Annotated in this window: 27 protein-coding genes and 2 tRNA genes; 10 read left to right on the top strand and 19 right to left on the bottom strand. The window is 72.9% G+C overall.

Translation table 11 applies throughout. The annotated features are described in order from the left end of the window. The first annotated feature begins 136 nt into the window (after positions 1-136). Positions 137-622: a Dps family protein gene (locus NL142_RS07710; protein ID WP_012038147.1), complete on the top strand. Its 486-nt coding sequence runs from the start codon at positions 137-139 to the stop codon at positions 620-622. A 163-nt stretch (positions 623-785) separates the two neighbouring features. Here the strand turns inward: NL142_RS07710 and NL142_RS07705 are convergent, their stop codons facing one another. The 3 genes from NL142_RS07705 to NL142_RS07695 all read right to left on the bottom strand — a co-directional run bounded on the left by NL142_RS07705 (position 786) and on the right by NL142_RS07695 (position 3,013). Continuing rightward, positions 786-1,775 (bottom strand): Fpg/Nei family DNA glycosylase, encoded by a 990-nt coding sequence (locus NL142_RS07705; RefSeq protein ID WP_435081554.1) that lies wholly within the window; start codon positions 1,773-1,775, stop codon positions 786-788. Between the two features lie 6 nt (positions 1,776-1,781). Beyond that, complete coding sequence (locus NL142_RS07700) at positions 1,782-2,270, bottom strand: ribose-5-phosphate isomerase (RefSeq protein ID WP_435081553.1); 489 nt, start codon at positions 2,268-2,270, stop codon at positions 1,782-1,784. Positions 2,271-2,386: 116 nt separating this feature from the next. After that, positions 2,387-3,013 carry a mycothiol-dependent nitroreductase Rv2466c family protein gene (locus tag NL142_RS07695; RefSeq protein WP_435081552.1) on the bottom strand — a complete coding sequence of 209 codons (627 nt, stop codon included), beginning with the start codon at positions 3,011-3,013 and terminating at the stop codon, positions 2,387-2,389. A gap of 151 nt (positions 3,014-3,164) precedes the next feature. Here NL142_RS07695 and pepN point away from each other — a divergent pair, with 151 nt between their 5' ends. The 3 genes from pepN (at position 3,165) to NL142_RS07680 (ending at position 7,568) form a co-directional block, all read left to right on the top strand. Beyond that, positions 3,165-5,708: an aminopeptidase N gene (gene pepN, locus NL142_RS07690; RefSeq protein ID WP_435081551.1), complete on the top strand. Its 2,544-nt coding sequence runs from the start codon at positions 3,165-3,167 to the stop codon at positions 5,706-5,708. 157 nt (positions 5,709-5,865) lie between these two features. Next, positions 5,866-7,173, top strand: a complete 1,308-nt coding sequence (locus tag NL142_RS07685; protein WP_435081550.1) for a mechanosensitive ion channel family protein — start codon at positions 5,866-5,868, stop codon at positions 7,171-7,173. After that, positions 7,173-7,568 (top strand): globin, encoded by a 396-nt coding sequence (locus NL142_RS07680; protein ID WP_435081549.1) that lies wholly within the window; start codon positions 7,173-7,175, stop codon positions 7,566-7,568. The genes NL142_RS07685 and NL142_RS07680 overlap by 1 nt, the downstream gene beginning before the upstream one ends. Positions 7,569-7,607: 39 nt before the next feature. Here the strand turns inward: NL142_RS07680 and NL142_RS07675 are convergent, their stop codons facing one another. Then, complete coding sequence (locus NL142_RS07675; RefSeq protein WP_435081548.1) at positions 7,608-8,303, bottom strand: DUF8185 domain-containing protein; 696 nt, start codon at positions 8,301-8,303, stop codon at positions 7,608-7,610. A gap of 83 nt (positions 8,304-8,386) precedes the next feature. Here NL142_RS07675 and NL142_RS07670 point away from each other — a divergent pair, with 83 nt between their 5' ends. Beyond that, positions 8,387-9,280: an acyl-CoA thioesterase gene (locus NL142_RS07670; protein ID WP_194682693.1), complete on the top strand. Its 894-nt coding sequence runs from the start codon at positions 8,387-8,389 to the stop codon at positions 9,278-9,280. Positions 9,281-9,319: 39 nt separating this feature from the next. Here NL142_RS07670 and NL142_RS07665 read toward each other — a convergent pair whose 3' ends face one another. The 7 genes from NL142_RS07665 to msrA all read right to left on the bottom strand — a co-directional run bounded on the left by NL142_RS07665 (position 9,320) and on the right by msrA (position 13,957). Continuing rightward, a complete protein-coding gene (locus NL142_RS07665) occupies positions 9,320-9,799 on the bottom strand; it encodes an acyl-CoA thioesterase (protein ID WP_435081547.1) in 480 nt (159 codons plus the stop codon). Positions 9,800-9,810: 11 nt separating this feature from the next. Continuing rightward, positions 9,811-11,493 (bottom strand): energy-dependent translational throttle protein EttA, encoded by a 1,683-nt coding sequence (gene ettA, locus NL142_RS07660; RefSeq protein ID WP_435081546.1) that lies wholly within the window; start codon positions 11,491-11,493, stop codon positions 9,811-9,813. A 63-nt stretch (positions 11,494-11,556) separates the two neighbouring features. Next, positions 11,557-12,030, bottom strand: coding sequence for a DUF6993 domain-containing protein (locus tag NL142_RS07655; RefSeq protein WP_194682695.1), 474 nt, complete (start codon positions 12,028-12,030; stop codon positions 11,557-11,559). Beyond that, positions 12,027-12,590 carry a MarR family winged helix-turn-helix transcriptional regulator gene (locus NL142_RS07650; RefSeq protein ID WP_435081545.1) on the bottom strand — a complete coding sequence of 188 codons (564 nt, stop codon included), beginning with the start codon at positions 12,588-12,590 and terminating at the stop codon, positions 12,027-12,029. The genes NL142_RS07655 and NL142_RS07650 overlap by 4 nt, the downstream gene beginning before the upstream one ends. Continuing rightward, on the bottom strand, positions 12,587-12,967 hold the full coding sequence (locus NL142_RS07645; protein ID WP_435081544.1) for a hypothetical protein: 381 nt from the start codon (positions 12,965-12,967) through the stop codon (positions 12,587-12,589). The genes NL142_RS07650 and NL142_RS07645 overlap by 4 nt, the downstream gene beginning before the upstream one ends. 131 nt (positions 12,968-13,098) lie before the next feature. Continuing rightward, positions 13,099-13,323, bottom strand: coding sequence for a hypothetical protein (locus NL142_RS07640; protein ID WP_227267253.1), 225 nt, complete (start codon positions 13,321-13,323; stop codon positions 13,099-13,101). Positions 13,324-13,429: 106 nt separating this feature from the next. Beyond that, positions 13,430-13,957, bottom strand: a complete 528-nt coding sequence (msrA, locus tag NL142_RS07635; protein ID WP_104236452.1) for a peptide-methionine (S)-S-oxide reductase MsrA — start codon at positions 13,955-13,957, stop codon at positions 13,430-13,432. A gap of 170 nt (positions 13,958-14,127) precedes the next feature. Between msrA and NL142_RS07630 the strand changes: the two genes are divergently transcribed. Both NL142_RS07630 and NL142_RS07625 read left to right on the top strand, forming a co-directional pair. Continuing rightward, complete coding sequence (locus NL142_RS07630; RefSeq protein WP_194682697.1) at positions 14,128-14,364, top strand: hypothetical protein; 237 nt, start codon at positions 14,128-14,130, stop codon at positions 14,362-14,364. Between the two features lie 83 nt (positions 14,365-14,447). Next, on the top strand, positions 14,448-15,155 hold the full coding sequence (locus NL142_RS07625) for a hypothetical protein (protein WP_435081543.1): 708 nt from the start codon (positions 14,448-14,450) through the stop codon (positions 15,153-15,155). Between the two features lie 76 nt (positions 15,156-15,231). Here the strand turns inward: NL142_RS07625 and nadE are convergent, their stop codons facing one another. The 4 genes from nadE to NL142_RS07605 form a co-directional block, all read right to left on the bottom strand. After that, on the bottom strand, positions 15,232-16,053 hold the full coding sequence (gene nadE / locus NL142_RS07620; RefSeq protein WP_435081542.1) for an NAD(+) synthase: 822 nt from the start codon (positions 16,051-16,053) through the stop codon (positions 15,232-15,234). 40 nt (positions 16,054-16,093) lie between these two features. Continuing rightward, positions 16,094-16,166, bottom strand: a tRNA-Arg gene (locus NL142_RS07615). Between the two features lie 14 nt (positions 16,167-16,180). Then, positions 16,181-16,492 (bottom strand): thioredoxin family protein, encoded by a 312-nt coding sequence (locus tag NL142_RS07610; protein ID WP_308726664.1) that lies wholly within the window; start codon positions 16,490-16,492, stop codon positions 16,181-16,183. Positions 16,493-16,545: 53 nt separating this feature from the next. Then, the gene (locus tag NL142_RS07605) at positions 16,546-16,761 is read right to left on the bottom strand and encodes an SCO4848 family membrane protein (RefSeq protein ID WP_012038127.1); all 216 of its coding nucleotides are present in this window, start codon (positions 16,759-16,761) and stop codon (positions 16,546-16,548) included. Positions 16,762-16,817: 56 nt separating this feature from the next. Here NL142_RS07605 and orn point away from each other — a divergent pair, with 56 nt between their 5' ends. From orn to NL142_RS07590, 3 genes are all read left to right on the top strand, one after another. Beyond that, the gene (gene orn / locus NL142_RS07600) at positions 16,818-17,438 is read left to right on the top strand and encodes an oligoribonuclease (RefSeq protein ID WP_194682701.1); all 621 of its coding nucleotides are present in this window, start codon (positions 16,818-16,820) and stop codon (positions 17,436-17,438) included. Positions 17,439-17,482: 44 nt separating this feature from the next. Next, positions 17,483-17,558, top strand: a tRNA-His gene (locus NL142_RS07595). A gap of 146 nt (positions 17,559-17,704) precedes the next feature. Next, the gene (locus tag NL142_RS07590) at positions 17,705-18,055 is read left to right on the top strand and encodes a metallopeptidase family protein (RefSeq protein WP_043587918.1); all 351 of its coding nucleotides are present in this window, start codon (positions 17,705-17,707) and stop codon (positions 18,053-18,055) included. Between the two features lie 107 nt (positions 18,056-18,162). Here the strand turns inward: NL142_RS07590 and NL142_RS07585 are convergent, their stop codons facing one another. Genes NL142_RS07585 through NL142_RS07570 form a run of 4 tightly spaced genes read right to left on the bottom strand, consistent with a single transcriptional unit; the run spans position 18,163 to position 21,336 of the window. After that, positions 18,163-18,435: a hypothetical protein gene (locus tag NL142_RS07585; protein WP_012038124.1), complete on the bottom strand. Its 273-nt coding sequence runs from the start codon at positions 18,433-18,435 to the stop codon at positions 18,163-18,165. A gap of 9 nt (positions 18,436-18,444) precedes the next feature. Further along, complete coding sequence (locus NL142_RS07580; protein WP_435081541.1) at positions 18,445-18,993, bottom strand: nucleoside/nucleotide kinase family protein; 549 nt, start codon at positions 18,991-18,993, stop codon at positions 18,445-18,447. Then, complete coding sequence (locus NL142_RS07575; RefSeq protein ID WP_435081540.1) at positions 18,983-19,777, bottom strand: energy-coupling factor transporter transmembrane component T family protein; 795 nt, start codon at positions 19,775-19,777, stop codon at positions 18,983-18,985. Before NL142_RS07575 ends, NL142_RS07580 begins: the two co-directional genes overlap by 11 nt. Continuing rightward, positions 19,774-21,336, bottom strand: a complete 1,563-nt coding sequence (locus tag NL142_RS07570; RefSeq protein ID WP_435081539.1) for an ABC transporter ATP-binding protein — start codon at positions 21,334-21,336, stop codon at positions 19,774-19,776. Before NL142_RS07570 ends, NL142_RS07575 begins: the two co-directional genes overlap by 4 nt. Positions 21,337-21,338: the final 2 nt, after the last annotated feature.

Here is a 21,338-nt window from a genome sequence, read left to right as displayed (position 1 = left end):
GCCGGGAACGGGTCCGGGAGCCCTGTCGACCCGGTAAGCCATGCCTCAGCTTGCTTGCGGGCGGCCGACGGATGCGCGAGATTGGCGACATCGTCCGCAGCCCGCAGACTCGTCCCGCCGCTCGAGGAGAGAACCCATGACCGACACCGTCCACGTCCCCACCAGCTCCGCATCGGCCGACGTCGCCGCCGGCGTCGCCCAGTTCCTCAGCCCCGTCGTCGTCAACCTCCAGGCCCTCGCCGTCAACGGCAAGCAGGCGCACTGGCACGTGCGCGGCGCGAACTTCATCGGCGTCCACGAGTTCCTCGACGTCCTCGTCGCCCACGCGCAGGACTGGGCGGACACCGCCGCAGAGCGCGTCGTCGCCCTCGGCCTCCCGATCGACGCCCGCATCGAGACGGTCGCCGCGTCCACCACCACCGCGCCCCTCACGCCCGGCTTCCGCCCGTCGAGCGCCACGATCGCCGAGGTCATCGCCCAGATCGACGCCACGATGGAGCTCGTGAACCGCGCCGTGCAGGAGCTCGGCGAGATCGACGTCAACAGCCAGGACGTCGCCATCGAGATCGCGCGCGGGCTCGAGAAGGACCGCTGGTTCCTCTTCGCCCACATCAGCGAGTAGCACCGCCCGCGGCAGCAGCACGCCGACGGTCGAGGGGCCCGGATCCGATCGGATCCGGGCCCCTCCGTCGTCTCGCACCGGACCACCGGCAACTCGAGGCAGCGACAGCATCGGATCACCGGCAGCCCCGGAGCGGCAGCCCCGGCTCAGGCCCCGCGGACCGTCACGCCTGGCAGTACGGGCACCAGTACAGCTTCCGGCCGGCTGCCTCCTCCATCACGACGTTCGTGCCGCACACCCGGCACGGCAGCCCCTCGCGGTGGTACACCCAGTGCCGGTCCGCGCGGTTGCGGAGCGCCGCGTCGAGCCTCTTGCCGCGCAGGCCGTCCATCGTCATCATCTGGCCGACCTCGACGCCCTTGCGCAGGAGCTTCGACCAGTCCTTCCACAGCCCCCGCACGACGTCCTCGGGCACGTCGCGCCCCGGCGTGTGCGGGTTCTGCCGTGCGCGGAACAGCAGCTCGGCGCGGTAGACGTTGCCGATCCCGCTGACGACGGCCTGGTCCATCAGGAGCAGGCCGATCGCCGTCGGCTTCTTGCGCACGGTCGCGGTGAAGCGGTCCTCGGAGCGCTTCCCACCGTCGACGAGGGGATCCGGCCCGAGCTTGTCGATGGCCTGCCGCACCTCCTCGGGGCTGGCGACGACGCACGCGGTGGGACCGCGGAGGTCCGCCACGGCGTGCTCGGTGAGGAGCCGCACGCGCACCTGGCCCACGGGCTCCGGCGGCCATGCGTCGCCCGAGAACGGGTCGTGCACCTTCTCCTGCTCGGCCATGCGGAGGCGCGCCCGGCGGGGCGCGCCGATGCTCGCGAGCGAGTCCTCGGCGTCGGAGTCGACCGGCGCGTCGTCGACGCGGTCGTCGACGGGCACGTCCCCGCGCATGCCGTTCTGGCCCATCCGGTTGAGCGTCGTGACGTCGCCCGCGAAGTCCCACGCGCCGTAGAGGCCGAGGTGCACGCGGAGCCAGACGTCGCCGTCGAACTCGAGGAACATCTGCTTGCCCACGGCCTTCGCGGCGACGAGTCGTCGCCCGTCGAGCACGGCCGCGCCCTCGGCGAACCGGCCCTGTGGTGACGACGCCTGCACGACGTCGCCGACGAAGTGCGCCTCGAACTGCTTCGCGATCCGGTGGATCGAATGCCCCTCGGGCATGACGGCCTAGTCGGTGACGGGGTGACCGGCGATGGCCCCCGTCGTCTCGTACTCGGCCAGCTGCGCGATGCGGCGCGCGTGCCGCTCCTCCGCGGAGAACGGCTCGGCGATGAAGGCGTCGATGAAGGCGGTCGCCTCCTCGACGGTGTGCTGGCGCGCGCCGATGGAGATGACGTTGGCGTCGTTGTGCTGGCGCGCGAGGACCGCGGTCGACAGGTTCCAGACGAGCGCGGCGCGCACTCCCTCGACCTTGTTCGCGGCGATCTGCTCGCCGTTGCCCGACCCGCCGAACACCACGCCGAGCGCGGTCGTGCCCTCGCGCTGGTCGGCGACGACGGCGCGGGCCGCGCGGATGCAGAACGACGGGTAGTCGTCGAGCGCGTCGTAGGCGGTGGGCCCGTGGTCGACGACGTCGTGGCCGGCGTCGGTCAGGTGCCCGGTGAGGTACCTCGAGAAGTCGAGGCCCGCGTGGTCGGTCGCGATGTGGATGCGCATCGGTGCATCCCTCCTGCCGCGCGTCGCGGCGTCGTGCCCGCTGCGCGGGCGGTGCCGGGCGCACGGCGGCCGGACGCCCATGGACGCCCGGCCGCCGCGCACGCGACGGGAAAGGGTCAGTCGAAGATGGGGCCGACGGTGCGCGAGCGCTTGATCTCGAAGAAGCCCGGGTACGCGGCGACGGCGACGACTCCGTCCCACAGCTTGACGGCCTCCGCGCCCTTCGGCGCGGGCGAGATGACGGGACCGAAGAACGCGACGCCGTCGACCGCGATGACGGGCGTGCCGACGTCCTGGCCGACGCGCTCGATGCCGTCGAAGTGGCTGGCGCGCATCTGCTCGTCGTAGCGGTCGGTGCGGCTCGTCTCGGCGAGCTCCGCGGGGAGGCCCAGCTCCGCGAGGACCTCGGGGATCACGACGTCGGCGTCCTTCTGGTCGCGGAGGTGGATCCGGGTGCCCAGCGCGTCGTAGAGCGGCTTGACGTGCTCCGCGCCGTGCTCGGCCTCGACCGCGGCGACGAGGCGCGTGAAGCGGAGCGCGCGCGGCAGGAACGCGGCGAAGTTCGGGTCGTCGGCCTTGTCCTCGTTGAGGACTGCGAGGCTCATGACGCGCCAGGTGATGTCGAGGTCGCGGTGGCGGGCGACCTCGTCGACCCAGCGGGAGGTCATCCACGCCCAGGGGCAGGACGGGTCGAACCAGAACTCGACGGCGGTGGTGCGGGGGCTGTTCTCAACGTCGGACATGCCGCAAGCCTAGGTCAGCCGACGCAATAGGATCGGCTCCGAAAGCGGCGCCGCTCCGCCCGCACCCGCGGTCCTCGACCGCCAGGTGCTCCATCCCGCGAGGCGCGTCCGCACGCACGGCCCACCCACCTCACGGACGAGCAGGAGCACCATGCCAGGAGAGAACCTCACCCGCGTCGAGGCCGAGGAGCGCGCCGCGCTGCTGGCCGTGTCCGAGTACGACGTGACGCTCGACCTCACCCGGGGCGCGGAGGTGTTCGGATCCACCACGACCGTGCGCTTCACGGCCACGGCGGGCGCGTCCACGTTCATCGACGCGATCACCCGCACGGTGCACGCCGTGACCCTCAACGGCCGCGAGCTCGACCCCGCCGACGTCAGCGACGGCGTCCGCATCCGCCTCGACGACCTCGCGCAGGAGAACGAGCTCACGGTCGTCGCCGACGCCATGTACACGAACACGGGCGAGGGCCTGCACCGCTTCGTGGATCCCGTCGACGACGAGGTCTACCTCTACTCGCAGTTCGAGGTGCCGGACTCCCGCCGCATGTTCGCGGTGTTCGAGCAGCCCGACCTCAAAGCGGTCTTCCGCTTCACGGTCACGGCTCCCTCGCACTGGGAGGTCGTGTCGAACTCCCCCACGCCCGAGCCCACGGCCGCCGCCGATGGCGCCTCCACGTGGACCTTCGAGCCGACGCTCCGCATGTCGAGCTACATCACGGCGCTCATCGCGGGCCCCTACGGCGTCGTCCGCAGCGAGCTCACCTCGAGCGACGCCCGCACGATCCCGCTCGGCGTCTTCGCCCGCAAGTCGCTCATGGAGCACCTCGACGCCGACTACGTGTTCGAGAAGACCCGCGAGGGCTTCGCGTTCTACGAGGAGCGCTTCGACTACCCGTACCCGTTCCCGAAGTACGACCAGCTGTTCGTCCCCGAGTTCAACGCGGGCGCGATGGAGAACGCGGGCGCCGTCACGTTCGTCGAGAGCTACGTCTTCCGCTCCAAGGTCACCGACGCGGTGAAGGAGCGCCGGGTCACGACGATCCTGCACGAGCTCGCGCACATGTGGTTCGGCGACCTGGTCACCATGAAGTGGTGGGACGACCTGTGGCTCAACGAGTCCTTCGCGACCTACATCTCGACCCTGGCCACGGCCGAGGGCACCGAGTGGACGGGCGCCTGGACCACGTTCAACGCCGGCGAGAAGTCGTGGGCGTACAACCAGGACCAGCTGCCGAGCACGCACCCCGTGTACGCGACCATCAACGACCTGGAGGACGTGCAGGTCAACTTCGACGGCATCACGTACGCCAAGGGCGCGTCGGTGCTGCGCCAGCTCGTCGCCTACGTCGGCCAGGACGAGTTCCTCGCCGGCGTCGCCGCGTACTTCCAGCGCCACGCGTTCGGCAACTCGACGCTCCGGGACTTCACCACGGAGCTCGAGGGCACGAGCGGCCGCGACCTCGAGCGCTGGACCGACCTGTGGCTGAAGACCTCGGGCGTGAACACCCTGCGTCCCGAGATCTCGACCGACGAGGACGGCGCCATCACGTCGTTCGCCGTGCTGCAGGAGGCCGCGGAGGACTACCCGACGCTCCGCCCGCACCGCCTCGCGATCGGCTTCTACGAGCTGCGCGACGCGAAGCTGGTCCGCACCGACCGGTTCGAGCTGGACGTCGACGGCGACCGCACCGAGGTCGCCGAACTCGTCGGGCGCCAGCGCCCCGCGCTCGTGCTGCTGAACGACGACGACCTCACCTACGCGAAGATCCGGCTGGATCCCGCGTCGCTCGAGGTCGCGATGCGCCACCTCGCCACGTTCGAGGACTCGCTCGCCCGCTCGCTCGTCTTCGCCTCGGTGTGGGACGCGACGCGCGACGGCGAGATCCGCGCCCGCGACTACGCGCGCCTCGTGCTCGACAACGTCGCGACCGAGGACGAGTCGACGGCCCTCCGCTACGCGCTCGCGCAGCTGACGGTCGCCGCCACGACGTACTCGGCGCCCGACCACCGCGACGAGCTGCTCGCGACGGTCGCGTCCGAGCTGTGGGCGCTCACGGCGCAGGCGGCGCCCGGATCCGACAACCAGTTCCAGTTCCTGCGCACCTTCGCGCAGGTCGCGCAGGAGCCGACCCAGCTGGATCACGTGCAGGCGCTGCTCGACGGCACGGAGACGCTCGAGGGCGTCGAGATCGACGCCGACCTCCGCTGGGAGCTGCTGACCGCGCTCGTCGCGGGCGGTCGCGCCGGCACCGCCGAGATCGACGCGGCCCTCGCGGCCGACCGCACGGCCACGGGCGCGCAGTCGGCTGCCCAGGCCCGCGCCGCGTTGCCGACGGCCGAGGGCAAGCGCGCGGCGTGGGCATCCGTGTGGGAGGCCGACACCGAGCCGAACACGATCGTCCGCACGACGGGCCTCGGCTTCCGCCGCGCAGCCGACACCGAGCTGCTGCGCCCGTACGTTGGCGCCTACTTCGACGCGCTCCAGGGTGTGTGGGAGTCGCGGAGCTACGCCATCGCGGCGGCCCTCATCGGCGGCTTCTACCCGTCGCCGCTCGCCGACGAGGAGCTGCGCGACGCGACCGTCGCCTGGCTCGACGCGAACCCCGAGCCGCCGGCGCTCCGCCGCCTCGTCAGCGAGCTGCTGTCGGGCGTCGAGCGGGCGCTCCGCGCGCAGGCGAAGGACGCCGAGTAGCAACTCGCTCCACCAGAGGGGGACGGTCGCGCATGCGGTCGTCCCCCTCGTCGTCCACCCCGCTCCTGCGGACGGACCCAGGACCGGCCGGGGAGGCCGCCGGTACACTCGGCCGGATGACCTCCCCTCTCCTCACCCCCGTCGGAAGCGCGTCGCGATGGACCTGAGCATGGTGTGCTGCGGTGACGGCTCGTTCTTCTCCACGTGGGGTGTGCTGATCAGAGTCATCTCCTACGTCCTCGGCGGCATACTCCTCCGCTGGATCCTGCTGGTCGTCATCCGCCACACCGTCGACCAGATCGTCACGGGCGTGAAGAAGCGGCAGAACGTCGACGACACGCAGTCGATCCAGGCATCACCGCTCACGGCCGTCCGCGTCGTGCAGCGCACCCGGACCCTCGGCAGCGTGCTGAGCAACATCACCACCGTCGTAATCGTCGTCATCGTGCTCGCGAGCGTGCTCTCCGAGGTGGCCCCCAACGTCACCAGCTCCCTCGCCCTCCTCACCGCCGCCCTCGGCGCGGGCCTCGGCTTCGGCGCGCAGAACATCGTCAAGGACATCCTCAACGGCCTGTTCATGGTCGTGGAGGACCAGCTCGGCGTGGGCGACGTCGTCGACGTGGGGCCCGCGACGGGCGTCGTCGAGACGGTCGGCATCCGCATCACGACCCTCCGCGACGTCAACGGCACGCTCTGGTTCGTCCGCAACGGCGAGATCCTCCGCGTCGGCAACATGTCGCAGGGCTGGGCCCGCGTCGTCATCGACCTCGCCGTCCCGTACGACGCCGACGTGCAGGCCGTGCAGGAGCGCATGCTCGCCACCGCGACGGAGCTCGCGTCCACCCCGAAGTGGCGCTCGCGCATCGTCGAGAAGCCCGAGCTCTGGGGCATCGAGTCGATCTCCGAGTCGGCCGTCGTGATCCGCGTGGTCGTCAAGACGCGCAGCAACGCACGCGACGACGTCTCCCGCGAGCTGCGCGGCCGGCTCAAGGCGAGCCTCGACGCGATGGGCGTCACCCTGCCGTCCCTCTCCGCCGTGGTGCTCACCGGCTTCGACAGCGCGGCGAGCGTCGGTGGGGCGCATCCCCCGCGCACCGCGTCGACGCCCGTGCAGCAGCCCGAGCAGCCGGCTCCCCGCAAGCGCGCCGCCCGGAAGGTCGCGCAGCGACAGCCCGGGTCCCCTGCGGCCGGATCCGCGTCCCCCGTCGTCCGCGGCGCGGCGGGCTCGCGTCCCGACCCGCGCGCGACCCAGATGATCCCCGCCCAGGATCCGGCGCCCGCGCAGGATCCCGACGAGGACGAGGTCACCGCCGCCTGGACCGTGCTCCCCGAAGATCCGACGCCCGCGCCGTCGTCCGACACGTCCACCGACGCGTCCACCGGATCCGGCGACGCCGCTCCCCCGAAGCCGCCGCGCGCCCCGCGTCAGCCCCGGAAGCCCGCGACGCCCCCCGAGGGGTCCTGATGGCCGACCTGCTCGGGAGCTCGTTCTACGAGGACGTCGGCGGCCGCCCGACCTTCGAGAGGCTCGTCCGCGAGTTCTACCGGGGCGTCGCCGAGGACCCGGTGCTCGTCGCGATGTACCCGGAGGAGGACCTCGAGGGCGCGATCCAGCGCCTCACCGGTTTCCTCGAGCAGTACTGGGGCGGTCCCACGACGTACAGCGACGAGCGCGGCCACCCGCGCCTGCGGATGCGGCACATGCCGTTCCGCGTGAACCCGGATGCGCGCGATCGCTGGCTCGCGCACATGCGCGTGGCCGTCGACGCGCTCGACCTGTCGCCGATGCACGAGGCGCAGCTCTGGGACTACCTCGAGCGCGCCGCGCACGCGATGGTCAACACCTTCGACGAGTCCTGAGGACGGCGGCACCGGGACGCGCGCGGGCCGGAGGGCGCGCTAGAGCCGGCGCACGAGCGCGTGCCCGCGCATCATGGTGAGTCGCGTCCACGGACCCGTGCGGAAGACGGCGACCGGCGGCTCCGCGTCGTCGGCCTCGGCGTCATCCGCCGGATCCGGCCCGAGGAACCCCAGGCTGTAGGCCGCGAAGGCGCCGCCGGCGACCACGTCGGGCGCGCCCACGACGGGACGTCCCCACACCTCGCCGCGCACGCGCGTGACGATCTGCTCGCCGATCCCCGAGGGCACGGCCGCCGCGACCTCGTCGATCCCGGCCCGCGCGGCCGCGCGGAGGGCGGCGGCGGGCACGTCGGCAACACGCTCCCAGCCGGCGCGCGGCGGCGAGATGCCCGCCCAGGGCGCCGTGGCGGTGTCCGGCGGCACGAGCACGCCGACGGGCTCGCCCGGGGATCCGGTCGCCGGCCCCTCGAGGCGCGCGAGGCGGTCGAGGAGCGCGCGGATCGGGACCACGCTGTCCACGGGCGCCTGCGTCTCGGCCGCGAAGGTGCGGAGGCCCAGGACGGTAGGCGACCGGTCGAGGAGGCCGGCGGGCTGCAGCACCGAGGTGTAGACGGCGAGGACGCCGCCGGATCCGATGAGGCGCACGGCACCGTCGTCGACGCGGGCGGAGCGCCCGAGGAAGGTCTGCAGATCGCCGAGGGCGAGGGCGTCCCGGAGGGCGAAGGAGGGCGTCATGGCCTGTCTAAGCTACTGGATGCGCCCGCGCGATCCGCCGGGCGCCCGGCCGCCCGACGCCGGACCCGCCAGGCGGAGGACCCATGACCGACCACGCATCCGACATCCCGGACGACGGCCCGCTCGCCGGCCTGCTCACCGCCCTCGACCTCACCGACACGGGTGCGCGCACGAGCGAGGACATCTCGACCGGCCCGTCGCAGTGGATGCCCATGGGCCGTGTCTTCGGCGGCCAGGTGCTCGCGCAGTCCCTCGTCGCGGCCATGCGCACCACCGAGGCCGACCGCCGCCCGCACAGCATGCACGGCTACTTCCTGCGTCCCGGCGACGTCACGAAGCCCATCACCTTCTCGGTGGACCGGATCCACGACGGCCGCTCGTTCTCGACCCGACGCACGCAGGCCTACCAGGACGGCCGCCCGATCCTCTCGATGATCGCCTCGTTCCAGGACGCGGACGAGGGCCTCGAGCACCAGGCGCCCATGCCCGAGGGGATCCCCGAGCCGGAGTCCCTGCCGAGCGCGCGCGATGTGCTGTCCCGCATCGACCACCCCGTCGCCGCGCACTGGGCCAACGACCGCCCCTTCGACATGCGCCACGTCGAGCAGCCCGTCTACTTCGGCGCCGCGCCCGACCGCGTCGCCCACCAGGCCGTGTGGATCCGCGCGATCGGCCGCCTGCCCGACGACCCGGCCGTGCACCTCGCCTCCCTCGCCTACGCGAGCGACTACTCGATCCTCGAGTCCATCTACCGCAGGCACGGCCTCTCGTGGGCCACGCCCGGCATCAAGGCCGCGAGCCTCGACCACGCGATGTGGTTCCACCGCTTCGGCCGCGCCGACGAGTGGATGCTCTACGTGCAGGAGTCGACGAGCGCCCAGGGCGGCCGTGGCCTGTCCCTCGGCCGCATCTACTCGCGCGACGGCGTGCTGCTCGCGAGCGTGGCCCAGGAGGGCATGGTGCGGGTGCCGCGCTGACCGCGTCGCGCGACACCGCGACACCGCGACGTCGAGGCGTCAGCCGCGCCGCCCCAGGGCCACCGGCTCCTCCAGGAGCGTGGCCCATTCGGCGCGTTCCTCGTCGCTGATGCGCCGCGGCCGACCGCTCGCCGCGTCGACGAGCACGATCGTGGTCGAGGCGCGCGCGTAGAGGACCTGGGGCTCCGAGCCAGCGGGCGACCGCACCTCGTAGCACGCCTCGAAGCTGGAGCCGCCGAGCCGCCCCAGCCACACCTGCACGTCGAGCGGCTGCCTGCCGTAGGAGATGGGCAGGAGGTACTCGATCTCCTGGCGCGCGATCATCGTGAGGGTCGGTGCACCCGCGGACGCGTCGATGAGCGCGAGACCGGGATCCGCGTCCCCACCGCCCGGCTCGGTGAGCCAGAAGGCGCGGACGCGGGCCTCCTCGAGGAGGCGCACCACCTCCACGTTGTTGACGTGGTTGTAGGCGTCCAGGTCGGCCCACCTGAGGTGGATGGGGACGTGGATCCGGGTCACGGCGGGCAGCCTCAGTCGCGCGTCAGCTTGCGGTACGCGGAGCGGTGCGGCTTCGCGGCGTCCGCGCCCAGGCGCTCGATCTTGTTCTGCTCGTACGCCTCGAAGTTCCCCTCGAACCAGTACCAGTTCGCGGGGTCCTCCTCGGTGCCCTCGTAGGACAGGATGTGCGTCGCGATCCGGTCGAGGAACCACCGATCGTGGGTGATGACCACGGCGCAGCCGGGGAACTCGAGCAGCGCGTTCTCGAGGCTGCCGAGCGTCTCGACGTCCAGGTCGTTGGTGGGCTCGTCGAGCAGCAGGAGGTTGCCGCCCTGCTTGAGCGTGAGCGCGAGGTTCAGGCGGTTGCGCTCGCCACCCGAGAGGATGCCGGCCTTCTTCTGCTGGTCCGGCCCCTTGAACCCGAAGGTGGAGACGTAGGCGCGCGCGGGCACCTCCTGCTTGCCGACCTGGATGTAGTCCTGGCCGTCGGAGACGACCTCGAACAGCGACTTCTCGGGGTCGATGCCGCCGCGGCTCTGGTCGACGTAGGAGATGTCGACGGTGTCGCCGACCTTGAGCTCGCCGGAGTCGAGCGACTCGAAGCCGACGATGGTCTTGAAGAGCGTGGTCTTGCCGACGCCGTTCGGGCCGATGACGCCGACGATGCCGTTGCGGGGAAGCGTGAAGGAGAGGTCGTCGATGAGCACCCGCTCGCCGAACTGCTTGTGCAGCTTCTTCGCGTCGATGACCTGCGAGCCGAGCCGCGGACCCACGGGGATCTGGATCTCCTCGAAGTCCAGCTTCCTCGTGCGCTCCGCCTCGGTCACCATCTCCTCGTAGCGGGCGAGGCGCGCCTTGGACTTCGCCTGGCGGCCCTTGGCGTTGCTGCGCACCCAGTCGAGCTCCTCGGCGAGGCGCTTGGAGAGCTTGGCGTCCTTCTTGCCCTGGACGCTCAGGCGCTCCTGCTTCTTCTCGAGGTAGGTCGAGTAGTTGCCCTCGTACGGGTAGAGGCGACCGCGGTCGACCTCGGCGATCCACTCGGCCACGTGGTCGAGGAAGTACCGGTCGTGGGTCACGGCGAGGACGGCGCCCGGGTACTTGGAGAGGTGCTGCTCGAGCCAGAGCACGCTCTCGGCATCGAGGTGGTTGGTGGGCTCGTCGAGGAGCAGCAGGTCGGGCTTCTGGAGCAGGAGCTTGCAGAGCGCCACGCGGCGCTTCTCGCCGCCCGAGAGGTTCGCGACGGAGGCGTCGCCCGGCGGGGTGCGGAGCGCGTCCATCGCCTGCTCGAGCTGCGAGTCGAGCTCCCAGCCGTCGGCGGCGTCGATGGCCTCCTGCAGCGTGCCCATCTCGGCGAGCAGGGTGTCGAAGTCGGCGTCGGGCTCGGCCATGGCCGCGGCGATCTCGTTGTAGCGGTCGACCTGCGCCTTCAGCGGGCCGACGCCCTCCTGGACGTTCTCGAGCACGGTCTTCGACTCGTCGAGCTCCGGCTCCTGCATGAGGATGCCGACCGAGTAGCCGGGCGACAGCTTGGCCTCGCCGTTGCTGGGGGTGTCGAGACCCGCCATGATCTTGAGGATCGTCGACTTGCCCGCGCCGTTCGGCCCGACGACGCCGATCTTCGCGCCGGGGATGAACGACATGGTGACGTCGTCGAGGATCAGCTTGTCGCCGACCGACTTCCGGGCGCGGACCATCGAGTAGATGTATTCAGCCATGGGCACGAGTCTATTGAGTGCCGCGGGTGCCGGATGCCGCGCCAGGGCCCGTCGGCCCGGGCATCACCAGTCGATCGCGCGCGTCTGGCCGACGAGGCACCTGCCGGACGAGAGCGCCGGCTCGACGTGCGCGCTGAACCCGTCCTTCGCCCGCTGCCCGACGAGGCACGCGTCCGGCATGTGCACGGAGACCAGGATCGAGTCGACCGCGTTGCCGAGGGGCGTCGCGTCGGCGGTGACCTCCATGCGGTCCTTGGGGAAGCCGGCTGCCACGAGCGCGTCCACGAGGGCGCGCCCCTGCGCGTTCGCATCCGCGGCCACGACCCCGCCCGCCGTCGCCTCGAAGACGGGGAGGGCAGCCTCGGCCGTGCCCTCGGGATCGAGCGGCGCGACGGTGGGCGCAGCGGAGGCGGCACCGGGGGTCGCCGTGACGGCGGCGGGTGTCGGGTCCGGCGCGGGGGCCGACTGCGTGCAGGCCGAGAGGAGCAGGGCACCGAGGAGCGCCGGCGCCAGGAGCGCGCGGGGAGCGCGGATCACGCGGCGGACTCGTCGGCGCGGGCCGGGTAGTCGTCGCGGTCGGGTGCCGGCGGGATGGCGAGCTCGTCGGCCCGGACGCCCACCTGGCCGTCGTCATGGGGGGATGCGCTCATGCTCGTGAGGATATCCCGCGCGATGGTCTCCAGCTGCGCGGTCTGCTCGTCGGTCAGCGGATCGAACACCGAGCGGAGCACCTCATCCGCGTGACCCGGTGCGGCGGCCTCCAGCGTCGCCCGGCCCTCGTCGGTGAGCTCCGCGAGCAGGCTCCTGCCGTCGTGCGGCGACCGCGTGCGGCGGACCCAGCGCAGCTGCTCCAGCCGCGTGACGGCGTGCGAGGTGCGGCTCGCCGATGCCTGGAGCGCCCGGGCGAGGACGCTCATGGGGAGCGCGCCGCCCTCCGCCTCGGAGAGCCGGACGAGGATCATGTAGTACGCGTGCGGCATGCCCGAGTGCCGGAGGAGCTGCCGCTCGATGCGCTCGCTGACGTTGTTCAGCGCGACGATGACCGTCCGCCAGGCGCGCTGCTGATCCGGCTCGAGCCACCGGGGGGATCCGCTCATGGTGCGATCCTAGGCTCCTCGGCCTGCGTGCCGACGGCGACGGTCCGGCGTCGGGCGAGCACCGCGTCCGCCGCGAGCTCGACCGCGTCGTCCTCGGGCCGGATGGCTCGACGAGGCTCCAGGTGACCCAGGACGATCACCTCATCCCCGACCGCCAGACGCCGCACGGTGCGGGACGAGCCGGCCCCCGTGCACACCACGAGGACGGCTCCGTGCTCCGGGCCGCGGACGGCGCCGGATCCGACGAGGAGGCTCGCGGCCTCCCAGCCCTCCGCCGTGCGGATGCACCGCGGCCGCCGCGCGACCAGACCGTGCAGCGCGACGCCCGTCCCGCTCCCGCCGCCGCCGCGCTCCTGCGACCTGCTCTCGTCGACCACCGGGCCGCCCCTCCCCGCGACCTCGTGACCGCGGGCCCAGGATGCGCCACAGGGGGCGCCGCGCAGGCGCACGGTGCGATCAGCGCGCGCGACACGTCAGCGCGGGCGCCTGGGGAGGAGACGGACGGGGCTCAGTGCTCCGAGAAGCGGAGGTCGTCGTCCCGGCCGGCACGGAGGGCCGCCTTCGCGATCTCCAGCGTCGGGTAGGTGCCCGCGACCACGCCGCGGTGCAGCGACCGCACCTCGTAGCCGTCGTCGTGGGAGTGGATGGAGGCGAGCGCCCCCGTGGCCCCGAAGGCCACCCAGGTCTTGCCCGCCGTGCGCGGGAGTCCGGTCGTGCTCGTGCTCGTCGTCATCGACATCGTCGTCGCCTCTCCTGGCCGGGCCTCGTCGCCCGGACGTGCCGATGGTACGCCGACGCCCCGCGGCCGTACAGGCCGCGGGGCGTCGACGAGGGGTGGATCAGGCGGCGCGCACGTACTGCGCGAACGACTTCCGCACCTTGTTCACCTTGGGCACGGCGACCGCGTTGCAGTAGCCCTGTCCCGGGTTCTTGGCGAAGAAGTCCTGGTGGTAGTCCTCCGCGTCGTGCCACGTGCCGAGCGGCTCGATCGTCGTGACGGGCGTACCGTCCCACAGCTCGCCCGCGCGGGAGATCGCGTCGCGGAACAGCTGTTCCTGCTCGGCGTCCGCGGGGAACATGGCCGACCGGTACTGGGTGCCGACGTCGGCGCCCTGTCGGTTGAGCTGCCGCGGGTCGTGCAGCGTGAAGAACACGTCGAGGATGACGTCGGCGGGGATGACCTCCTCGTCGAAGACCACCTTCACCGCCTCGGCGTGCCCGGTCGCGCCCGTGCACACGGCGTCGTAGGAGGGGTGGGCGGTGTGGCCGCCGATGTATCCGGAGATGACGTCCTGGACGCCGTCGAGCGTGCGGTAGACCGCATCGAGGCACCAGAAGCAGCCGCCGGCGAGGATGAATGTCTGCATGAGAGATGAACCTACTTCCCGTCGACGCGCGCGAGGTCCGCGGTGGTCGACATGGGAGGGAACCGTCACCGGACGGATCCCATTCCGCGCCTCCGCGATGTCGGTGGTCGCCCGTAGCTTCGGGGACATCGAGACATCGCCGGGCCGGCGGCGCACGGACGGAGGACACCATGCCCAGCATCACCTACACACCCCTGGCCCGCTCGGCCGTGCAGGTCCGCGAGCTGCACGACGGGCTGCTGCGCGTCACCCGTCCGGACGGCGCGGTCCTCGGCTACGTCGAGCGCATGCACGAGCCGCAGGGCGAGCGCTTCCGCGCCAAGCGGCTCCGGCGCGATGCGCAGGGGTTCCTGCCGCTCGGCGACTTCTGGTCGCTGCAGGACGCGGTCGACTGCCTGCGGTTCTGACCGGCTGCCGCCCGTGAGCAGGTGCGGCGACGCGCCCGCCCGGCCTCCCGGATCGGGCCCGGGGCGCGGGGTACGGTCGCCGCATGCAGTGGTGGAATGATCTCCTCGATGCCCTCGCGTCCGAGCGGGGCACGCAGCTCCTCTCCGGCGTCGTCGTCCCCTTCGTCGCCATCGTGGTCGCCGGCGTGCTCGCCGCCGTCATCGCGCGCGGCGCCACGCAGCGGATCCTCACGCGGCACGACCGCGAGGTGAAGGCGGCAGCCATCGGCGTCCTCGTGGACGCGGCGCGTCAGGCCTCCGTCTGGGACGGCCTCACGGCGCAGGAGCGCGTGCTCGCCGACCGCGCGGCGGGCGAGGCCGACATCCGCATCCGCCTCCTGCCGGTCAAGGGCGCCGCCACGGCCGCCACCTGGGCCGCGCACGAGATCACCGAGTTCAAGCGCGGCAGCGGCAGCTTCGGCTTCCAGTTCGACGCGCAGCTCGCCGAGTTCCGCGACCGCATGGTCGAGTGGCAGCACCACCCGGGTCGCGCGCGCAAGATCTTCCAGGGGGACATCTCGCGCTGGCAGTTCGAGGACGACCAGCCCGCCGACACGACCGCCGGGACCCGCACCGCGGCGCGCCCGGAGGAGCCGACCGCCGTCGCTCCCGTGCCGGTGCCGTGGCGCAGCGGATCCGACGACCAGCCCGCCGCCGAGCGCCGCGTCGAGTCCCCCGACGAGCAGTACAGCCCGCCCGTGCCCTCGTCGTCGGCCGCGAACTCGCGCGCCGCGGAGGCCGACCGGCGCTGACCGTCACCCCGCGTCACGCGACGACGCCCCGCACCTCCTGGGAGGTGCGGGGCGTCGTCGTCGGATCAGGCTGCGATCACTTCCACCAGTCGTCGAACATGCTCGCGGGCACGCGCCGCTTGTGCTCCGTGCTCGCGTAGCGCGCCTCGATCGCCTCGGCCACCTCGTCGTCGACGTCGCGGCCCTCGAGGAAGTCGTCGATGTCGGCGTAGGTGAGGCCGAGGTTGGCCTCGTCGGTCTGGCCGGGGGTGTCGTCGAGGAGGTCCGCCGTGGGCGCCTTGAGATAGAGCCGCTCCGGCGCCCCCAGGTGCTCGAGCAGCGCGCGCCCCTGGCGCTTGGTGAGGCCCGTGAGCGGGAGGACGTCCGCGCCGCCGTCGCCGTACTTCGTGAAGAAGCCCGTGACCGCCTCCGCCGCGTGGTCCGTGCCGATCACCAGCAGGCGCGCCTGTCCGGCCAGCGCGTACTGGGCGACCATGCGCGAGCGCGCCTTGACGTTGCCCTTGGTGAAGTCGGTCATCGCGTGCCCGGCCGCGTCGGCGTACTCCGCCTGGAAGCCGTCGACGGCGCGCTTGATGTCGAAGACGACGCTGGCCTTCGGCTGGATGAAGGTGAGCGCCAGCTGCGCGTCCTCCTCGTCGGCCTGCACGCCGTACGGCAGGCGGACGGCGATGAACTCGGCGAGGAGCCCCTCGGCCGCGAGCTCCTCGATCGCGAGCTGGGCCAGGCGCCCGGCGAGGGACGAATCCTGCCCGCCGCTCACGCCGAGGACGAAGCCCTCCGCGCCGGTGGACCTGAGGTAGGCCTTGAGGAAGTCGACGCGCTTCCGGACCTCGTCGGCGGGATCGATGGTCGGGCGCACCTCGAGGGCGGCGATGATCTGTGACTGGATGTCGCGCATGCGTCGAATCTACGGCCGATCCCGCGCTTCCGACAGTCGGTCCCCCCGGCGCGACTCGAACGCGCAACCGTCGGATTAGAAGGCCGATGCTCTATCCATTGAGCTACAGGGGGTCGAGACGAGGGTACTACGCGGGGTCCGGACGCCCCGAGGGGCCCGAGGGGCCGGCCGGCGCCGGCCCGTCCATGGCCCGCACGACCGCCTGCAGCACCTGCGGCGCGGTCGGCACGCCCTCGGCGCGGAGCACCTGCCGGTCTCCTGCCCGCACGAGGATCGTCGGCGTCGACCGGATGCGCTCCGCCTCGGCCAGATCCGGATGCGCCGCGACGTCGAGCTCCTCCACCGGGAGCCAGGGCAGGAGGCGCTGGACGTCCGCGAGGACCCGCCGGGTCGCCTGGCACGGGACGCAGAAGAGCGAGGTGAACATGACGACGCGCACAGTCTCCGCTCCCGCGGGCGCGGCGTCCGCCGCTGGCGCGCCCTCGCCGGGCGTCAGGAGAGGAACGCCGCGACGGCGGCGACGATCGACACGAGGGCGAGGAGCAGCGAGACCGAGACCAGCACGAGGTGCACGGTGAAGAACGGCGTGCGGGACCCGTCGGCGGCTCGGGCACGGGGATCCTTCGCGACGCGCTTGAGGAACTGCGGCCAGACGACGACGTTCCAGACGCCGTTGACGATGAGGAGGACGGCGAGGAGGGTGATCACTCCCCCATGGTAGGCGGCGCATCGGGGCCGCCCCGGCCCGCCGATAGGATCGGGGGATGGGCAACAACGCGGACCGGCTGGTGTGGATCGACTGCGAGATGACGGGGCTCGACCTCGCGATCGACGAGCTGGTGGAGGTCGCGGTGGTCGTCACCGACTTCGACCTCGTGCCCGTCGACGACGGCTTCACGATCGTGATCAACCCCGATCCCGCGGCGCTCGCCAACATGGGCGAGTTCGTCACCGAGATGCACCGCTCCTCGGGGCTGCTCGAGGAGATCCCGGCGGGCGTGAGCCTGGCCGACGCCGAGTTCGCGGTGCTCGAGTACCTGCTGCAGCACGTGCCGAACGGCGGCAAGGCCCCCATCGCGGGCAACACCATCGGCACCGACCGCGCGTTCCTCGCGAAGTACATGCCCCGCGTCGACGCGCACCTCCACTACCGCAGCGTCGACGTCTCCTCCATCAAGGTGCTCGCCAAGGAGTGGTTCCCCCGGATCTACTTCAACTCCCCCGCGAAGAACGGCGGACACCGCGCCCTCGCCGACATCCTCGAGTCGATCCGCGAGCTGGAGTACTACCGGCGCGCGGCGTTCGTCCCGGCGCCGGGACCCGCCACTGACGACGTGCAGGCCATCTCCGCGGACGTGACGTCCGCGTGGGCTCCGCGGCTGTAGTATCCTCTTCCATGGCCGTCCGCGAGAGCGGGATCGGCCGCATGGTGGGCGTAGCTCAGTTGGCAGAGCGCTGGCTTGTGGAGCCGGAAGTCGCGGGTTCGAGCCCCGTCGTCCACCCCACCGGGAAGGGCCGGGATCCGAGAGGGTCCCGGCCCTTTCGTCGTCTCACCCTCCGTCGTCTCCCCCTCCGTCGTCTCCTCCGGCCCGCATGGCCGGGCCTCGCCGCGACCGGGCTCCGCCGCATGCGCGTGTGCGAGGCTGGATCCGTGCTGCACTGCGAACCCGACGACTTCGAGCGACTGGTCGTCGACGAGCTCGACGCGCTGCCGGACGAGATGGTCGACGGGCTCGACAACGTCGTCTTCGTCGTCGAGGACCGGCCCGAGGACGGCTCGCTCGACCTGCTCGGCCTCTACGACGGCGTCGCCATGACGGAGCGCGGGCAGTACGGGTTCGGCGAGATGCCGGACCGCATCGTCGTCTACCGCGAGCCGCACCTGCACGAGGCGGAGGACCTGGACGCGCTGCGCGACCTCGTGCACGTCACGCTCGTGCACGAGATCGCGCACTTCCACGGCATCGACGACGACCGGCTGCACGAGCTCGGCTGGGCCTGAGGCCCCGAACCTGAGGCCCCGAAGCGGCCCGGACGCACGACGACCCCGGCTGCCGCATCGCGGTCCGGGGTCGTGGGGAGGCGCTCAGGCGCCGGGCGTGCCGGGTGTCAGAGCTCGAGGGACTCGTCGTCGCCCTCGCCGAGGACGTCGTCGCTGCCGTCGGCCACGTACGTGTAGGTGACCCGCTGCTCGCCCGCGACCTCGGACACCTCGCCCGCGCGGTACTGGAAGAGCGACTCCTTGCCCTCCACTGCCGACATCGTGCTGATGGTCTCGTCGTGCTGGCCGTCGACGAGGACGCGGGTCTCGGTGGTGCCCTCGAGGGGGCCGTCGGCGAAGACGGCGAGGTAGCGGACGTCGGACGGTGCGGAATCGGTCATGGCATCAGGCTACCCGGCCGCCGTGACGGCGTCCGTGCGGACGACGACGTCGGCCAAGGCCCGCGGATCCTCCCGGTCGACGTGCGCGAGCCACTGCGCGTCCCAGCGCTCCCACTCGACGGCGAAGGACTCGCCGTCGCGCGCGATGGCGCGGGCCCGGCGCACGGCGTCGTCGGCCTCGACCCAGATGCGGCGCGTGGCGAGGCCCGCGGCGATGCGCGTCAGGGATCCGCAGCCCTCGACCACGAGCGGGCGTGCCGGGTCGAGGTCGTGCCACTCCGCGGGCGCGTCGGAGGCCCAGTCCCAGCGGCGCCACCGGGGGCGTCCGCCGTGATGCATCTCCTGCAGCACGTGGCGCTCGAGGTGCCGGGACGCCGCCTCGAGGCCGTCCCAGCCGGGGTAGACGTCGTCGAGCCGCAGGAGCTGCGCTCCCGGCGGCAGCCCCGCGTCCGGCTCGCCGTCGCGGACGAGGACGTCGGCGAGGGTCGACTTGCCGGAGCCGGACGGGCCGTCGACGAGGACCAGCGCCGGGCGACGCTCCCCCGCGTCAGGCCGCAACGGAGCCCCACGTCCCGGCGGCGACGGCGGCCGTCACCGCGCAGGCGGCCACGAGCACGGCGACGGTCACGACGAGCACCTCGCGCCGACCGACGACGCTGGGCCTGGCCCACGTGCGCGCAATGGAGCCGCCGAACCCGCGGGCCTCCATCGCGGTGGCCAGCTTGCTGCCGCGGCGGATCGAGAGAACGAGGAGCGCGAAGGCCTGCCCGGCGAACCGGCGGATGCGGCCGCGGTCGGCGACGCCCCGTGCGCGCCGGGCGAGCTCGAGCGAGCGCCAGTCGTCGAGGAGGAGGCCGACGAGCCGGACGCCCGCGAGCGCTCCGAGGACGAACCGGGACGGCAGGCGCGCGACCTGGGCCAGGCCGTCGGCGAGGTCCGTGGGATCCACGTCCGTGAAGAGCACGAGCGACGCGACGCCGATCGCCAGCACGCGCAGCGTGGTCGCCACCGCGAGCAGCACCGAGCCCTCGCTGACGACAACGAGCAGGAACTGCGCGTACACCTCGCCGGACGTGCGTCCGTAGAGCAGGATCGTGAGGCCCGCACCGGGGGCCGCGATCCAGATCGGGATCCCTCGGACGAGGAGGGCGAGCGGCCGGATCCCCGCGAACGGCAGGAGGAGCAGCTCGAGCAGCAGCGCCGCGCCCGCGGAGACCACGTCGAGGCTCAGCACGAGGACCAGGGTCAGCACGAGGGCGGCTGCGAGGCGCGCGACGGGGTTGACGGCGGCGAGGCCGGTGGCGCGAGCGGTGGGGGCGACGACGGACGGGGCGGCGCTCATCGCACGACCTCCAGGCGGGCCGCCCGGCCGGAGGCGGCGTCGAGGAGGAGGACGTCGTCCGCCAGCGCGCGGACGAGGTCGGCGTCGTGCGTGACGGCGAGGACCCCGACGCCGTCGCGGTCGACGAGGTCGGCGAGGAGCGCGACGAGCTCGGCCCAGGTGCGGGCGTCCTGCCCGAACGTCGGCTCGTCGAGGACGAGGAGGCGCGGCGCGGTCGCGAGGGCGGTCGCCACCGACAGGCGTCGCTTCTCCCCGCCGGAGAGGGTGAAGGGGTTCGCCTGCGCGAGGCAGTCGAGTCGCAGGCGCACGAGCAGCTCGTCGACGCGGCGGGCGGCGTCGGCGGGATCCATGCCCACCGCACGCGGCCCCACCTCGAGCTCGGCGCGCACGGTGCCGGCGAGGAACTGGTGCTCCGGATCCTGGAACACAGTTCCGATGCGCGCCGCGAGCTCGCGCGAGCGCCAGGCGGCGGGATCCGCGCCGAGGCCGTCGGCGAGGGCCGGCTCGGCGAGGAGCCGGCCGGACAGCGCGGGCAGCAGGCCGCCGAGCGTGAGCGCGAGCGTGCTCTTGCCGCCGCCGTTCGGGCCGGTGAGGGCGGTGACGCGGCCGGACGCGAGCGCGACGCCGATCCCGTCGGCGACCGCGGTGCCGCGCGCGCCGCCCCTGCCGATCGTGAGGCCGTCCGCGCGGAGGAGCGGCGCGGACGCGGCACGCTCCCGGCCGGGCGCGGCGGGCTCTCGTCCCGGCACCCAGACGCCCGCGGCCGCGAGGGACGCACCCTGGTCGCGGAGGACGTCGTCCGGCGTGCCGTCGGCGAGGATCCCGCCGTCCGCTCCGAGCACGACGACCCGGTCGACGAGGTCCTGCCACACGGCGACCCGGTGCTCGATGACGACGAGGGTGGCGCCGCTCCGCTCGACCACGGACTCGACGGCGCGCCGCACCTCCCCGACGCCCTCGGGGTCGAGGTTGGCGGTCGGCTCGTCGAGGAGGAGGAGCCCGGGCCGCATCGCGAGGACGCCGGCGAGGGCGAGGCGCTGCTTCTGCCCGCCGGAGAGCGCGGTGGTCGAGCGGTCGAGGGCGACGTCGAGCCCGACGGCGTCGAGCGCGGCGCGGACGCGGATCCAGATCTCGTCGCGCGGGACGCCGAGGTTCTCGCAGCCGAACGCGACGTCGTCGCCGACGCGGGAGAGGATCACCTGCGCGTCCGGATCCTGCAGCACGAGCCCCGCGCGGCCCCGGCGGGCGGCCGGATCCTGCCCGTCGACGAGGAGGCTGCCGCGGGTCTCCCCCTCGTCGTCGCCGCCGAGGACACCCGCGAGGGCGTGCATGAGCGTCGTCTTCCCCGCGCCGGACGCTCCGAGGAGCAGCACCCGCTCCCCCGGCTCGATGACCAGGTCGACGTCGCGGACCGCCCAGGCGCTCCGGCCCGCGTGCCGCCAGCCCCAGCCCTCGGCCCGGACGGACGCTCCGCCCGCCGCGTCGGCCGTCGCCTCGGGTCCGGCGAGCGGGACGTGCGAGGCGGCGACCGACGGCGTGCGACGGCCCGGCCGCCGCACGG

The organism is Clavibacter quasicaliforniensis, from assembly GCF_051201715.1.
GTDB classification, from domain to species: domain Bacteria; phylum Actinomycetota; class Actinomycetes; order Actinomycetales; family Microbacteriaceae; genus Clavibacter; species Clavibacter seminis.
This window is presented reverse-complemented; position numbering and strand designations above follow the sequence as displayed.